Source organism: Isoptericola sp. NPDC057653, from assembly GCF_042799955.1.
In the GTDB taxonomy this organism is placed as follows: Bacteria; Actinomycetota; Actinomycetes; order Actinomycetales; family Cellulomonadaceae; genus Isoptericola.
In genome coordinates this window covers 2316379-2331346 of the sequence record NZ_JBHVHP010000001.1, presented here as the reverse complement: position 1 = coordinate 2331346, position 14968 = coordinate 2316379, and the positions used below count along the sequence as shown (strand labels likewise).

The following is a 14968-nucleotide window of genomic DNA, read 5'->3' as shown; positions in this document are numbered from 1 at the left end:
GAACCTCTTGGAATCAATACCTACCATGCGGTAGCCTCCGTTCACCGACCATCCGGTAGGTATTGGTCGCAGGCGCGGGCCCGACGGCGGACCCGGCAGAGACACACAGGAGTCGTCCATGGCAGACGTTCAGGCCCCGGCACCGGCCGGCCAGTCCCCCGCGTCCCCCACCCTTCCGCCGGCGCCACCGGTGCCGACCGGCGCCGCCCCCGGCCCGGCGGCTCGCGACGGCCGTGTCGCCGGCAAGGGGGTCGTGGTCGCCTACGTCCTCGCCTACTTCACGCTGTACATCGCGCTCCTCACGCCGGTCATCAGCACGCTGGCGCTCAAGGTGGACGCCCTGTCGACCCCCGGCGACCGCGCGGGCAACCTCGCCCTCGTCACCGGCGTCGGCGCGTTCTTCGCCTTCGTCGCGAACCCGCTCGCCGGCGCGCTGTCCGATCGCACGACGTCGCGGCTCGGCATGCGCCGCCCGTGGCTCCTGTGGGGCGTGCTGCTCGGCAGCGTCGGCCTCCTGCTCATCGCCGCCGCCCCCACGATCGGGGTCGTCGTGCTCGGCTGGGCGATCGCGCAGATGGCGTTCAACGGCACCCAGGCCGCGCTCCAGGCAATCCTGCCGGACCAGGTCGCCGAGCAGCAGCGTGCCCGCGTCTCCGGCCTGCTCGGCATGGTGCAGCAGCTCGCGCCGCTCGTCGGCATCGGCCTCGCCTTCGGGTTCACCGCCGCCGGCGCCGACCAGATCTGGATCTTCGTGGTCCCGACCGCCCTCGCCCTGGTCGGCGTGCTCGCCCTCGTCGCCGTCCTCAAGGACCGCCACCTGCCGAAGGGCGACCTCGAGGCGTTCCGCCTGGGCGCGTTCCTCCAGGGCTTCTGGGTGTCGCCGCGCCGCTACCCCGACTTCGCGTGGGCGTTCGCCGGCCGCTTCCTCATGCTGTTCGGCTTCGCGCTGTACAACACGTACCAGCTCTACTTCCTGTCCGACCGGTTCGGCTTCGACAGCGCCACGGCGCTGAGCTGGCAGCTGCGCCTCATGGTCGTGCAGGCCGTGCTCCTCGTCGTCGCCTCCACCGTCGGCGGCGCGCTCTCCGACCGCACCGGGCGCCGCAAGGTCTTCGTCGTGGTCGCCACGCTCCTCGCCGGCTCCGGCCTGGCGGTGTTCGCCGTCGCGCACGACCCGGCCGTGCTCTACGTGGGCGCGTCCCTGTTCGGCGCCGGCCTCGGCGCCTACTTCGCCGTCGACCTCGCGCTCGTGACCGACGTGCTGCCCAACGCCGAGACCGAGGCCGCCAAGAACATGGGCGTCTTCAACATCGCCAACGCCCTGCCGCAGTCGGTGGCGCCGGCCCTCGCCCCGGCCTTCCTCGCCCTCGGCGGGGGCGGCAACTACACCGCCCTGTTCGCCATCTCCGCGGGCATCGTCGCCGTCGGCGCCGTGGCCACCATGTTCATCCGAGGAGCCCGCTGATGGCCGCCGACCCGTCCGCCGCGACCCTGCCCGCCGTCCCCGCCGACGCCCCGTACCGTGACGCGTCGCGACCCGTCGACGAGCGCGTCGCCGACCTCCTCGGCCGCATGACGCTCGAGGAGAAGGCCGGCCAGCTCTTCCAGACCATGATCGAGGTGGGCGACGGCGGCACGCTGTCCGAGGGCCCGTCCGCCATGGGCGTGCCCGCCACGACCGACATGGTCGTGAAGCGCGCCATGACGCACGTCAACGTGCTCATGGCGCCGCCCACGGCGCGCGAGTTCGCGCTCTGGCACAACCGGCTCCAGGAGCTCGCCGCGTCCACCCGGCTCGGGATCCCCGTGACGGTCTCCACCGACCCGCGGCACGCGTTCACCGACAACCCCGGCACCGCGATGCTGTCGGGTCCGTTCTCCCAGTGGCCCGAGACCCTGGGCCTCGCCGCCACGCGGGACGAGCGCCTCGTCGAGGAGCACGCGGACGCGGCCCGCCGCGAGTACCTCGCGGTCGGCATCCGCACCGCGCTGCACCCCCAGGTGGACCTCGCGACCGAGCCCCGCTGGGCCCGCGCGAACGGCACCTTCGGCGAGGACGCGGAGCTCACCGGCCGGATGGGGGCCGCCTACGTGCGCGGCTTCCAGGCCACCGGCGACGTCGCCCGCGAGGCCGGGCTGCCCGGCACGTTCGGCACCGGCTCGGTGTCCACGATGACGAAGCACTTCCCCGGCGGCGGCCCGCAGGCCGACGGCGAGGACCCGCACTTCGAGTACGGGCGCGAGCAGGTGTACCCCGGGGGCCGATTCGCCGAGCACCTGGCTCCGTTCCGTGAGCTGCTCGCCGCCGGCACCCGCCAGGTGATGCCCTACTACGGCATGCCCGTGGGCCTCGAGGCCGACCTCGGCGACGGGCCGGAGGCCGTGGAGCAGGTCGGCTTCGGCTTCAACCGGCAGGTCCTCACGCGGCTGCTGCGCGAGGAGCTCGGCTTCGACGGCATCGTCTGCACGGACTGGGGCCTGGTCACCGACGCCGAGATCATGGGGCGCCCCTTCCCGGCCCGCGCCTGGGGCGTCGAGCACCTGACGCCGCTGGACCGCGTCGAGCGGATCCTCGCCGCCGGGGCCGACCAGCTCGGCGGCGAGGCCTGCCCCGAGCTCGTGCTGGAGCTCGTCCGCGCCGGGCGGGTCACCGAGGACCGCCTCGACGCGTCCGTCGCGCGCCTGCTGCGCGAGAAGTTCGCGCTGGGCCTGTTCGACGACGCACGGTTCGTCGACCCCGAGGCCGCGGCGTCGGTCGTCGGGCACACGGACCTGGTCGCCGCCGGACGGCGCGCGCAGTCGCGGTCGGTGACCGTGCTCGCGTCCGCCGCGGCCGGCACCGCCCGGCTGCCGCTCGCCCGCGGGCTGCGCGTCTTCGTGGAGGGCGCGGGCGACCTGGGCACCGTGGCCGGGCTCGACGGCGCGACGCTCGTCGCGACCCCCGCGGAGGCCGACGTCGCGCTGCTGCGGCTCAAGGCGCCGTACGAGGACCGCGGCCCCGGCTTCGAGGGCTTCTTCCACGCCGGGTCGCTCGACTTCCCCGCCGACGTCGTCGCCCGCGTAACGGAGGTCGCCGCGCAGGTCCCGACCGTGGTCGACGTGTACCTCGACCGGCCGGCGATCCTCGCGCCCGTGCTCGACGCGCTCGGGGCGCACGGCACCCTGGTGGCGAACTTCGGCGCCTCGACGCCCGCGCTGCTGGACGCCCTCACCGGCGCCGTGCCGCCCGAGGGTCGGCTGCCGTTCGACCTGCCGCGCTCCATGACGGCCGTCGAGGCCTCCCGCGAGGACGTGCCGTTCGACACCGCCGACCCGCTGTTCCGGTTCGGCCACGGCCTCGAGGTCTGACGCAGGCCCTCGCGGGTCAGGCGAGGATGCCGCGGCGGCGCGCCTCGGCGACCGCCGCGGTGCGCGAGGCGACGCCGAGCTTGTCGTACACGTGGGCCAGGTGGGACTTCACCGTGGCGCGGGTGAGGAACAGCTCGCGGGCGATCTCGTCGTTGCTGCGCCCGTCGGCGACGAGCCGCAGCACCTCGATCTCGCGCAGCGTGGGCGCGACGCCGGGCGCGCGCATGCGGCCCAGCAGCCGGCGCTGCACCGCCGGTCCGAGCACCGCCTGCCCCGTCGCCGCGGCGCGGACGGCGGCCGCGAGCTCGTCGGTCGGCGCGTCCTTGAGCAGGTAGCCGGCGGCGCCCGCCTCGACGGCGGCGAGGATGTCGGCGTCCGAGTCGTAGGTCGTGAGGATGAGCACGGGCGGCCCGCCCAGCGCCACGACCTGGCGCGTCGCCTCCACGCCCCCGAGCCGGCCGTCGCCGAAGCGCAGGTCGAGGAGCAGCACGTCCGCCGGCTCACCGCGGCGCACGCGCGCCACGAGGTCCTCGGCCCGGCCCAGCTCGGCGACCACGCGCACGTCCGGCTGCGCGTCCAGCACGGCCCGCAGCCCGGCCCGCACGACCGGGTGGTCGTCGGTCAGCACGACGTCGATCACGGCCGCTCCCCCTCCGTCCCTCCGCCGGGCTCGCCGGCGGGCGCCACCGGCAGCTCCACCGCGAGCGCCGTGCCCCGGCCGGGCGCGGACTCGACGCTCAGCGTGCCGCCCAGCTCGGCGGCGCGCGAGCGCATCGCGACCAGCCCGTAGCCCCCGGACCCCGCCTGCACGGCGGGCGCGTCGGGCGCCGTGTCGTCCGGGTCGAACCCGACGCCGTCGTCCACGACGTCGAGCGCCACGGCGTCGTCGAGGTAGCTGAGCGTCACCGCGGCGGCCCGCGCGCCCGCGTGCTGGGCGACGTTCGCCAGGGCGGACTGGGCCACGCGCAGCAGCGCCGTCTCGACGGGGGCGCCGACGGGCCGGGGCGTGCCGGTCACGGTGACGCTGACGGTGGGGCCGCCCCGCTCGGCGACCCGGCCGGCGACGCGGCGCAGCGCGGCCGTCAGTGCCGTCCCGTCCGCGCCGGCGAGGTCCGCGGGGGCCAGGTCGCGGACGAACCGCCGGGCCTCGGCGAGGTTCTCCCGGGCCACGTCGCGCGCCTGGTCGAGCCCGGCACGGGCGGCGTCGTCGTCGCTGCCCACCCGGGCGCGGGCCGCGCGCAGGAGCAGCTCGATCGCCGAGTAGCCCTGCGCGAGGGTGTCGTGGATCTCGCGGGCGAGCCGCTCGCGCTCGGCGGCGACGGCGCGGTCGCGCTCGGCGTCGGCCAGGTCCGCCCGCGTGGCCTGCAGCTCCGCGAGCATGCGCTGGCGCTCCTGCGTCTCGCGCACCATCGCCTCGAGCCCCAGCACGACGCCGACGGCGACCGCGCCGCCCAGCAGCGGGCCGAGCACCGCCCCCACGACGAGCGCGCCGGACCACCACGCCCAGGCGGCGACCGCCGCGAGCGCCGTGAGCGCGACCGCCACGACGCCGCGGTGCGGGCCCAGCACGTGCATCTGGAGCAGCATCAGCGGGAACGCGACCCAGAGGGCCCCGGGGGCCGCGGCGGCGAGCGCCAGCCACAGCACGCCCAGCACGAGCATCCAGGCCCCGCCGGGCCACCAGGCGCCGCGCGGCGCGCTGATCGGGCGGTCCGCGACGCGCACGCGCAGGCGGCCCAGGGCGTAGACGGCGAGCACGGCCGCCGCGAGCAGCACGACGACGACGGGCCCCCCTCGGCCGCCGCCCGCCACGAGCACCTGCCCGACCGCGAGCAGCACCAGGCCGACGACCAGCACGTCGAGGCCGCCCTGCAGCACCCGCGTCGTGGCGAGCACCGGGTGCGCGGCCGCCTGCCGTGCTGCCGCGGCCCCGTCGGCCGGGGTCCGGGCAGGACGACGGTCCGCGGGAGACGCGGCGTCGCCGGGCGCGGGGGCGGGACGTGCGGGCATGGCTTCACCGTAGCCACGCGCGGGCGCGCCGCATCGGCCGAAAGGTGGAGCCGGGCCTCCGCCTCGCGGCCGCCGCGGACCGGCCGCGGGCCGGATCCGCCCGGCGCCCTCCGGCGGGAGTCTCGAGGGGTACCCGCCGAAGTCCCCGTCGTAGCACCCGGAGGTCCCTGTGTTCGTCGCCCTGCGCGACCTGCGCCACGCCCGTGGCCGGTTCGCCCTCGTGTCCGTCGTCGTCGTCCTCGTGACGTTCCTCGTGACGTTCCTCGCGTCCCTCACCGCGGGGCTCGCGCGGGAGTCGACCTCCGCGATCACCGACCTCCCCGTCGACCACGTCGCCCTGTCCGTGCCGGACGGTGCCGCGGTCGACTTCACGGCCTCCCAGGTGGACGGGTCCGACGTCGCCGCGTGGGCCGACCAGGACGGGGTCTCCGACGCGGAGCCGCTCGGCATCGCGACCACCCGCGCGACGCTCGACGGCGCCACGGGCGGCACGTCGGTCACCGTGCTCGGCGTGCAGCCCGGGTCCGGCCTGGTGCCGGACGCCGCCGACGTCGCCGACGGCGAGGTCGTGCTCTCCGCGGGCGCCGCCGACGACCTCGGCGCGCAGGCCGGGGACACCCTCGTCGTCGCGGGCCAGGACCTGGAGGTCGCGCAGGTGGTGACCGACGACGCCTCCTACGCCCACACCCCCGTGGTCTGGACGACCCTCGACGACTGGCAGGCCGTGGGCGCGCCCGCCGGCCGCGGTGCCGACGCCGCCGGTGGTGACGTCGCGACCGCCGTCGCGCTGAGCGACGACCTGGACGGCGACGCGCTCGCCGCCGCGGCGGACGCCACGGGCACCACCGTGCTCACCCCGCGCGACGCGCGGTCCGCCGTCGGCTCGTTCGCGGCGGAGAACGGCTCGCTCACCACCATGCAGGCGTTCCTCCTGGCGATCTCGGCGCTGGTCGTCGGCGCGTTCTTCACCGTGTGGACCGTGGGGCGCAGCGGCGACGTCGCCGTCCTCAAGGCCCTGGGCGCCTCCACCCGCTACCTGCTGCGCGACGCGATCGGGCAGGCCGTCGTCGTGCTCCTCGGCGGCGTGACCCTGGGCGCGCTCCTCGCCGCGGGGGCGGCCGCCCTGCTCCCCGCCGCCGTGCCGGTGGTGGTCTCGGTCGCCACGACCGTGCTGCCCGCGGCCCTGCTCGTCGTGCTGGGCGTCGCCGGCGCCGGCCTCGCCGTCGCGCGGATCACCCGCGTCGACCCGCACGCCGCGCTCGCCGCCCGCTGACCCGCCCTCGCCCCGACCACCCCTCGCCCCGACCAGCCCTCGCCCCGAACTGCCTGGAGATCCCCATGGACCTGCACCTCGACCGCATCACCCTCGTCTACCCCGACGGCGCCTCGACGCTCACCGCCGTCGACGACGTCTCCCTCACCGTGCCCGCGGGCACGACGACCGCGCTCGTCGGCCCGTCCGGCTCGGGCAAGTCGAGCCTGCTCGCCGTGGCGGGCGGGCTCACCCGCCCGACCTCGGGCACCGTGACCATCGGCACCGGCCCGGACGCGCCGGTCCTCTCCCCCACGACGAGCGTCGCCGAGGCCACCCGCGTGCGCCGCGACCACGTCGGGATCGTCTTCCAGCAGCCGCAGCTGCTCACCTCGCTGACCGCCGTCGAGCAGATCGAGCTGCTCGCGCACCTGCGCGGGCGGCGGCCCTCCAGCCTGCGCGAACGCGCCCTCGAGCTCCTCGACGCGGTCGGCCTCGCCGACCAGGCGCACCGGCGACCCGCCGCGCTGTCGGGCGGCCAGCGCCAGCGCGTGGCCATCGCGCGCGCCCTCGCGACCCGGCCCGACGTGCTCCTCGTGGACGAGCCCACCTCCGCCCTGGACCACGGCCGCGGGCTGGCCGTCGTCGAGCTGGTCACCTCCCTCGCCCGCGAGTGCGGCGCCGCCACCGTGCTGGTCACGCACGACGAGTCGACGCTCGGCCCCGTGGACGCCGTCGTGCGCCTCGTCGACGGCCGCCTGGTGGCCGACGGCGCGGCGGACGCGCCCCTCGCCGCGGGGGCGCCGGTGGCAGGATGAGGCGGTGCCACACCCCGCCGGTCCCCCGTCCGACCCTGCCCGCGAACCAGCCCGCGAGCCCGCCCCCCTGACCCACCGCACCGTGCGCGACGCGGCGGCCGGGATCGCCGTGCTCGGCGTGGCCAACTTCGTCGCCATCACCACCGAGGTGCTGCCGGTGGGCCTGCTGCCGCAGGTCGCGCGGGGCGTCGGGGTGAGCGAGTCCACCGCGGGGCTGCTGGTCACCGTGTACGCGTTCGTGGTCGCCGCGTGCGCCGTGCCGCTGACGGTCGCCACCCGCTCGCTCGCCCGCAAGCCGCTGCTGCTCGGCACCCTCGTCACCTACGCGGCGAGCAACGTGCTGGTCGCCGTGGCGCCGTCCTACGCGGTCGTGGCCGGGGCGCGGGTGCTCGGCGGGCTCGGGCACGCGATCTTCTTCTCCGTGTCGATCGCGTACGCCGCGCGGCTCGTCAGCCCCCTGTACACGGGCCGGGCGCTCACCCTCGTCACCGCCGGGGGCACCCTCGGTTTCGTGCTGGGCGTGCCGCTGTCCACCTCGCTGGGCGCCGCCGTGGGCTGGCGCTGGTCGTTCGGGGTCCTCGCCGCCGTCTGCGCGGTCACCGCGCTGCTCGTCGCGCGGCTCCTGCCGTCCGTCGCGGTCGAGCCGGCCGCGCCGCGCGACGCCGAGGCCGCCCGCCGCGGGCGCGCCCGGCTGGGGCTCGTCGTCGGCACCAACACCGTGCTCTTCGGCGGCCAGTACACGGTCTACACCTACATCTCGGTGATCCTGCTGGCCGCCGGCCTGTCGGAGCCCGCCGTCGGCCCCGCGCTGCTCGTGTTCGGGGCGCTCGGCCTCGTCGGCCTGTGGGGCGCCGCCCGCTACCTCGACCGCAGCCCTCGCGCCCTGACGATCGTCGCGATGGCCACGATCGCCGTCGCGCTCGTCGGCGTGGCGCTCGCGCTCCCGGGCGCCGTGGGCGTGCTCGTCGCGGCGGGCGTCTGGCTCGCCGCGTTCGGCGCGATCCCTGCGACCTTCCAGGCGGCCGCCCTGCGGACCCAGGGGGCGACGCCCGACGTCGCGGGCGCCTTCGTCAACGCGACCTCCAACTTCGGGATCGGCCTCGGCGCGGCCGTGGGCGCCGCGATCGTCGCCGGGCCCGGCCCCCGCACCCTCGCGCTCGCCGGCGCCGCCATCGTCGCCGTCGCGCTCGTCGCGGTGCTCGTGGCGCGCCAGGCCTTCCCCCGGCAGGCCTCGTAGCCCGACCCCGGCAGGCACCGCGCCCGACCCGTAGCCGGACCGTCACGACGCCGTGACGCGCCCGTAGCACCGCGGTGCCACCGTGCTCGCATGGATCACGCCGGCGCTGCGCGAAGGGGCCTCCGGGTACCGATCGTCACGGACTACTTCGCGGCGCCCACCGACGCGGTCGCCGCGACGGTGGTGCACCAGGAGGTGGGCCCGTCGGTCGTGGCGCGCGGGTCGGGGCGGCCCCTCTTCGACACGGTGCGCCTCCCGGCCGTGGAGCCGTTCGTCATGCTCGGCCGGATCGCCGCGGCCCTGTGCGGGCAGCCCTACGCGGAGGTCACGGCCCACCCGCGCCACGGCGCCGTCGTCGACGGCGCGGACGAGGGCCCGTGGGTGGTGACCGTCTCGGACGAGCTCGCCCGGGCGCTCGCGGCGGCGACGCCGGAGCGCCTCGCGGCCGTCGCGCGCTCCGGCGCGGCCCTTCCCGTGCCGGTCCCGCCGGACCGGCTGGCCCCCGCGCTCGTGGCGCTCGGCGAGCTGGCCGACCGCGCGGGACGGGTCCGGCACGCCCTCTACTGCTGGACGCGGCTGGCGGGGCCCGACGCCCCCGCCGGACCGCTCGACGAGCCGGTCGCGGTGGAGGCGGCTCCGATCAGGAACCCGAGGACGGCGTGAACAGGGACGACGCCTTGCGCAGCGTCGCCCGCGCACGCCGACGGTCGCCCGCCGCGTCGTAGGCGAACGCCAGGTGGTACCAGGCCTTCCAGCTCTGCGGGTCCTGCTCGACGACGGCGCGCCGCTCGTCGAAGGCCGCGTCGGCCGCGGCCCGGTCGATCCGGCCCCCGGGCGAGCGCGGCAGGTCGTCCACCGGCAGCTCCCCGGCGGCGGCCAGGACGTCCGCCATCCGCTGCACGCGCGTCGCGAGCCGGTACTCCTTCGCGATGAGCAGGATGACCAGCAGCGGGATCACGAGCACCGCGATCCCGATGGCGATCAGCACGGGCTCGCCCGTGCGGACCATCGCGACGCCGCGCCCGGCGATCGCCCAGACGTACAGCGCGAGCAGCGCGGTGACGACGAGCGCCCCCGCGAGCCCGCGCGGCGGCCGCCGGCGCGGCGCGTCGCTCACGACAGGTCCAGCACGTTCTCGAGGCCCACCGTCAGCCCCGGCCGGGACACGACCTCGCGCACCCCGAGCAGCACGCCGGGCATGAACGACGCCCGGTCGAACGAGTCCTGCCGGATCACCAGCTGCTCGCCGACGTTGCCGAAGAGGATCTCCTCGTGCGCCACGAGGCCCCGCAGCCGCACGGCGTGCACGCGCACCCCGTCGACGTCGGCGCCGCGCGCCTCGAGGCCCGTCTCGGTCGCGTCGGGCATCGCCGCGAGGCCGGCCTCGGCCCGGGCACGCGCGATCGCGGCCGCGGTGTGCCGCGCGGTGCCGGACGGGGCGTCCACCTTGTCGGGGTGGTGCAGCTCGACGACCTCGGCCGACTCGAAGTACCGCGCGGCCTGGGCCGCGAAGGTCATCGCCAGCACGGCGGACAGCCCGAAGTTCGGCGCGATGAGCACGCCCAGCCCGGCCTGGCCGGCGCCGGCGCGCTCGGCGTTCACGCTCGCCAGGTGGTCGGACACGCGGCCGCGGGACGCGTCGTCCCAGCCCGTGGTGCCGACGACGGCGTGCGCGCCCGCGTCCAGCACGGCGTGCACGTTGGCCTCGGTCGCCGCGGGGACCGTGAAGTCCACGACGACGTCCGCGCCCGCCAGCGCGGCCGCGTCGACCGTGTCCGCGGCGTCGAGTCGGGCGACGAGCTCGAGGCCCGGGGCCTCCTCGACGGCGCGGCAGACGGTGGCGCCCATGCGCCCCGCCGCGCCGAGCACGGCCACCAAGAGGGTCTTGCTCATGCGATCAGGTCTCCGATCTCGTTCTTCGGGTCGGCGGCCGGCCCGTCGGGCCGGCCGCCGCGCGGCGCTCAGTCGCCGAAGGGGCCCACGCGGACCACCGAGCGGGGCCGCGACGCCAGGTCGGCCGCGAGGGCGCGCACGTCCTCGGCCGTCACGGCACGCACGCGCTCGAGCGACTCCTCGAGGCTGAGCAGCTCGCCGTACACCAGCTCGGCCTTGCCCAGGCGGCTCATGCGCGACCCCGAGTCCTCGAGGCCGAGGACGAGGCCGCCGGAGAGCTGGCCGACGCTGCGCCGCAGCTCCGCGTCGGTGATGGGCTCGGACGCCATGCGCTCGAGCTCCTCGACCAGCAGCTCGGTCACCTGGTCGACCTTGGCGGGCGAGCAGCCCGCGTACAGGCCGAACGTGCCGAGGCCGCCGTGCCCGGAGGCGAAGGAGTAGGTCGTGTAGGCCAGCCCGCGGCGCTCGCGCACCTCCTGGAACAGGCGCGACGACATGCCGCCGCCCAGGACGGCGTTGAGCACCGAGAGGGTGAAGCGACGGTCGTCGGTCGCGGCGAGGCCGGTGGACCCGACGATGACGTTCGCCTGCTCCACCTGGCGCCGCACGGTCAGCTCCACGCCCTCGTCCGGGACGCCGACGCGGTCGGCGACGGTGGCCCGGCGGTCGCGCGGCGCGGCCCCGGCCGCGAGGTCCCAGCCGCCGGTGTCGAGCGCGTCGGCGACCTGCGCCACCAGCGCGTCGTGGTCCACGCCGCCCGCGGCCGAGACCACGAGCGTCTCGGGCCGGTAGTGCCAGCGGTAGTGCTCCCAGACGGCGTCGCGCGGGACGGCGCGGATCGTGTCCGGGGTGCCGCCGATCGGGCGCCCGAGCGGGTGCGTGCCGAGCACGGCGGCCGAGAACTCCTCGTGCACGACGTCGCCCGGGTCGTCGTCGTTCATCGCGAGCTCTTCGAGGATCACCCCGCGCTCGGTCTCGAGCTCGCCCTCGTCGAGCCGGGCCGACGTGACCATGTCGGCGATGACGTCGACGGCCATCGGGAGGTCGGCGTCGAGCACCCGCGCGTAGTAGCACGTGTGCTCCTTGCCGGTGGCGGCGTTGGCCTCGCCGCCAACGGCGTCGAACGCCTCGGCGATGTCCATCGCCGACCGGCGGGGCGTGCCCTTGAACAGCAGGTGCTCGAGGAAGTGGGTGGAGCCGAAGTGACCGTCGGTCTCGTCGCGCGAGCCCACGCCGACCCAGGCGCCCACCGTCGCCGAGCGGAGGCCCGGCATCGTCTCGGTGAGCACACGAACACCGCCGGGCAGGACGGTGCGACGGATGGTCGCACCGTCCTGCCCGGCGGTCAGGTCGGCACCGGGCTCGCCCGCGGGGACGAGCGGGAGGTGCCAGGTCATCAGAGCGTCAGGCCTCCGCGGGGGCGTCGGACCCGGCGGCCTCGTCGGACTTCTCGTCCTCGGTGACCGCGACGAGCGAGAGCTTGCCGCGCGGGTCGATCTCACCGATCTCGACCTGGACCTTCTGGCCCACGGACAGCACGTCGTCGACGTTCTCGACACGCTTGCCGCCCACGAGCTTGCGGATCTGGCTGATGTGCAGCAGACCGTCCTTGCCCGGCGAGAGCGAGATGAACGCGCCGAACGACGTCGTCTTGACGACGGTGCCGACGAAGCGCTCGCCCACCTCGGGGACGTGCGGGTTGGCGATCGCGTTGATCGCCGCGCGGGCGGCCTCGGCCGAGGGGCCGTCGGTGGCGCCGATGTAGACGGTGCCGTCGTCCTCGATGGAGATGTCCGCGCCCGTCTCCTCCTGGATCTGGTTGATCATCTTGCCCTTGGGCCCGATGACCTCGCCGATCTTGTCGACCGGCACCTTCACGGAGATGACGCGCGGCGCGTTCGGGGACATCTCGTCCGGGACGTCGATCGCCTCGGCGAGCACCTCGAGGATGGTCAGGCGCGCGTCGCGGGCCTGGGTCAGCGCGCCGGCCAGGACCGACGCGGGGATGCCGTCGAGCTTGGTGTCGAGCTGGATGGCCGTGACGAACTCGCTGGTGCCGGCGACCTTGAAGTCCATGTCGCCGAACGCGTCCTCGGCGCCCAGGATGTCGGTCAGGGCGGCGTAGCGGGTCTCACCGTCGACGGTGTCGGAGATGAGGCCCATCGCGATGCCGGCGACCGGAGCCTTCAGCGGGACGCCCGCGTTGAGCAGCGACAGCGTCGAGGCGCAGACGGAGCCCATCGACGTGGAGCCGTTCGAGCCCAACGCCTCGGAGACCTGGCGGATCGCGTAGGGGAAGTCCTCGCGCGACGGCAGCACGGGCACGAGGGCCCGCTCGGCCAGCGCGCCGTGACCGATCTCGCGGCGCTTGGGGCTGCCGACGCGGCCCGTCTCGCCCGTGGAGAACGGCGGGAAGTTGTAGTTGTGCATGTAGCGCTTGCGCGTGACCGGCCCGAGCGAGTCGATCTGCTGCTCCATGCGCAGCATGTTCAGCGTGGTGACGCCCAGGATCTGGGTCTCGCCGCGCTCGAACAGCGCGGAGCCGTGCACGCGCGGGATGACCTCGACCTCGGCCGACAGGGTGCGGATGTCCGCGAGCCCACGACCGTCGATGCGCACGCCCTCGGTGAGCACGCGCTGGCGGATGAGCTTCTTCTGCAGCGCGCGGTACGCGGCCGACAGCTCCTTCTCGCGACCCTCGAAGCGCTCGGAGAGGGCGCTGAGCAGGCCCTCCTTGAGCTCGTCGAGGCGGTTCTCGCGGTCCTGCTTGTCCGCGATCGCGAGCGCGTCGCGCAGCGCCGGGGAGACCTCGGCCTCGACGGCGGCGAACGCGTCGTCCTGGTAGTCGAGGAAGACCGGGTAGTCCTTGACCTCCTTGGCCGCCTGGGCGGCGAGCGAGGCCTGGGCCTCGCACAGGGCCTTGAGGAACGGCTTGGACGCCTCGATGCCCTGGGCGACGACCTCCTCGGTCGGCGCGGCGACGCCCTCGTTCTTGATGAGCTTCCAGGCGTCGTCGGTCGCCTCGGCCTCGATCATCGCGATCGCGACGTCGTCGCCGACGACGCGGCCGGCCACGACCATGTTGAACACGGCGCGCTCGAGGTCCGAGTACTTCGGGAACGCGACCCACTGGCCGTCGATCAGCGCGACGCGCACGCCGGCGACCGGGCCGGAGAACGGCAGGCCGGAGATCTGCGTGGACGCCGACGCGGCGTTGATCGCCAGCACGTCGTAGGCGTCGTCCGGGTGGATGGCCAGGACGTCGATGACGACCTGGACCTCGTTGCGCAGGCCCTTGACGAACAGCGGGCGCAGCGGGCGGTCGATGAGGCGGCAGGCGAGGATCGCCTCCGTCGAGGGGCGGCCCTCGCGACGGAAGAACGAGCCGGGGATCTTGCCGGCGGCGTACTGCCGCTCCTCGACGTCCACCGTGAGCGGGAAGAAGTCGAACTGGTCCTTGGGGTGCTTGCCGGCCGTCGTGGCCGACAGCAGCATCGTCTCGCCGTCCAGGTACGCGGCGACGGAGCCGGCGGCCTGGCGGGCGAGGCGGCCCGTCTCGAAGCGGACGGTGCGGGTGCCGAAGCGGCCGTTGTCGATGACGGCCTCGGCGAACTGGATCTCGGGACCCTCCACGGGTGCCCTCCTTGATCTCGAGGGCGCCGCCACGGCTCGGCGGTCTTCGATCGAGGCCCACGGAGCCGGACCCGGCCCGGGGGCCGGACGGTTCGGGGGGCCACTACCGAGGACCGGACGAGAATCCGGCGGCGCGGTGGTGGCGTGACGGGCGATCGCCCGTCATCGTGCGGTCTGTGTGTTCCGGCGCAACCGTCACGGTCGCGCCGTCTGGGACATCACACCAGACCAGCCCGGCCCCTGCGAGAGGTGACCGGGCTGGCGGGCGGTGTCAGCGGCGCAGGCCGAGGCGCTGGATCAGCGCGCGGTAGCGCTCGATGTCGACCTTCTGCAGGTAGCCCTGCAGGCGGCGGCGCTGGCCGACGAGGAGGAGCAGGCCACGACGCGAGTGGTGGTCGTGCTTGTGCTCCTTGAGGTGCTCGTTCAGGTCGTTGATGCGCTGGGTGAGCAGCGCGATCTGCACCTCGGGCGAGCCGGTGTCGCCCTCGTGAGTGGCGTACTCGGTGATGATGGACTGCTTGGTGGCAGCGTCGAGCGGCATGGCTCTCCTTCGGTGTCGTTGCGCGGTGCTCCGGGACTCGTTCACCGGGGCGCTCTGGATCCGCGGCCGTTCATACGGCCCCACCATGCTACCAGCGCGCCGCCCCCCCGGGGCCCGCGGGCGGCGCGGCGGGGGGCCCCACCCAAACGGCGGCGGGCAGTCGCCCGCGGGCCCCCCCCGGCGCCCCGCGACCAGGCGGAACCGCCGGGCCGCCACGAGGGCGGGGAACCCCCCGC

The 14968-nt window shown here is 75.7% G+C and carries 13 protein-coding genes; 6 read left to right on the top strand and 7 right to left on the bottom strand.

Going from position 1 to position 14968, the window contains the following annotated elements:
• Window positions 1-118 precede the first annotated feature (118 nt).
• Window positions 119-1465, top strand: coding sequence for an MFS transporter (locus ACFU9A_RS10650; protein ID WP_430575185.1), 1347 nt, complete (start codon window positions 119-121; stop codon window positions 1463-1465).
• Window positions 1465-3348: a glycoside hydrolase family 3 protein gene (locus ACFU9A_RS10645; RefSeq protein WP_430575184.1), complete on the top strand. Its 1884-nt coding sequence runs from the start codon at window positions 1465-1467 to the stop codon at window positions 3346-3348. Before ACFU9A_RS10650 ends, ACFU9A_RS10645 begins: the two co-directional genes overlap by 1 nt.
• A 16-nt stretch (window positions 3349-3364) precedes the next feature.
• Here ACFU9A_RS10645 and ACFU9A_RS10640 read toward each other — a convergent pair whose 3' ends face one another.
• A complete protein-coding gene (locus ACFU9A_RS10640; RefSeq protein ID WP_430575183.1) occupies window positions 3365-3988 on the bottom strand; it encodes a response regulator in 624 nt (207 codons plus the stop codon).
• A complete protein-coding gene (locus tag ACFU9A_RS10635) occupies window positions 3985-5358 on the bottom strand; it encodes a sensor histidine kinase (RefSeq protein WP_430575182.1) in 1374 nt (457 codons plus the stop codon). Before ACFU9A_RS10635 ends, ACFU9A_RS10640 begins: the two co-directional genes overlap by 4 nt.
• 169 nt (window positions 5359-5527) lie before the next feature.
• Here ACFU9A_RS10635 and ACFU9A_RS10630 point away from each other — a divergent pair, with 169 nt between their 5' ends.
• From ACFU9A_RS10630 to ACFU9A_RS10615, 4 genes are all read left to right on the top strand, one after another.
• A complete protein-coding gene (locus ACFU9A_RS10630; protein WP_430575181.1) occupies window positions 5528-6631 on the top strand; it encodes an FtsX-like permease family protein in 1104 nt (367 codons plus the stop codon).
• Window positions 6632-6696: 65 nt separating this feature from the next.
• A complete protein-coding gene (locus ACFU9A_RS10625; protein ID WP_430575180.1) occupies window positions 6697-7428 on the top strand; it encodes an ABC transporter ATP-binding protein in 732 nt (243 codons plus the stop codon).
• Between the two features lie 4 nt (window positions 7429-7432).
• A complete protein-coding gene (locus tag ACFU9A_RS10620) occupies window positions 7433-8665 on the top strand; it encodes an MFS transporter (RefSeq protein ID WP_430575179.1) in 1233 nt (410 codons plus the stop codon).
• Between the two features lie 90 nt (window positions 8666-8755).
• Window positions 8756-9328 (top strand): hypothetical protein, encoded by a 573-nt coding sequence (locus tag ACFU9A_RS10615; RefSeq protein WP_430575178.1) that lies wholly within the window; start codon window positions 8756-8758, stop codon window positions 9326-9328.
• Here the strand turns inward: ACFU9A_RS10615 and ACFU9A_RS10610 are convergent.
• The 5 genes from ACFU9A_RS10610 to rpsO all read right to left on the bottom strand — a co-directional run bounded on the left by ACFU9A_RS10610 (window position 9306) and on the right by rpsO (window position 14732).
• Window positions 9306-9782 carry a hypothetical protein gene (locus ACFU9A_RS10610; RefSeq protein WP_430575177.1) on the bottom strand — a complete coding sequence of 159 codons (477 nt, stop codon included), beginning with the start codon at window positions 9780-9782 and terminating at the stop codon, window positions 9306-9308. The genes ACFU9A_RS10615 and ACFU9A_RS10610 overlap by 23 nt on opposite strands.
• Window positions 9779-10558: a 4-hydroxy-tetrahydrodipicolinate reductase gene (gene dapB / locus ACFU9A_RS10605; RefSeq protein ID WP_430575176.1), complete on the bottom strand. Its 780-nt coding sequence runs from the start codon at window positions 10556-10558 to the stop codon at window positions 9779-9781. Before dapB ends, ACFU9A_RS10610 begins: the two co-directional genes overlap by 4 nt.
• 68 nt (window positions 10559-10626) lie before the next feature.
• Window positions 10627-11955: a M16 family metallopeptidase gene (locus tag ACFU9A_RS10600; protein ID WP_430575175.1), complete on the bottom strand. Its 1329-nt coding sequence runs from the start codon at window positions 11953-11955 to the stop codon at window positions 10627-10629.
• A 7-nt stretch (window positions 11956-11962) separates the two neighbouring features.
• Window positions 11963-14191, bottom strand: coding sequence for a polyribonucleotide nucleotidyltransferase (locus tag ACFU9A_RS10595; RefSeq protein ID WP_430575174.1), 2229 nt, complete (start codon window positions 14189-14191; stop codon window positions 11963-11965).
• Between the two features lie 271 nt (window positions 14192-14462).
• The gene (gene rpsO / locus ACFU9A_RS10590) at window positions 14463-14732 is read right to left on the bottom strand and encodes a 30S ribosomal protein S15 (protein WP_380243829.1); all 270 of its coding nucleotides are present in this window, start codon (window positions 14730-14732) and stop codon (window positions 14463-14465) included.
• Window positions 14733-14968 lie beyond the last annotated feature (236 nt).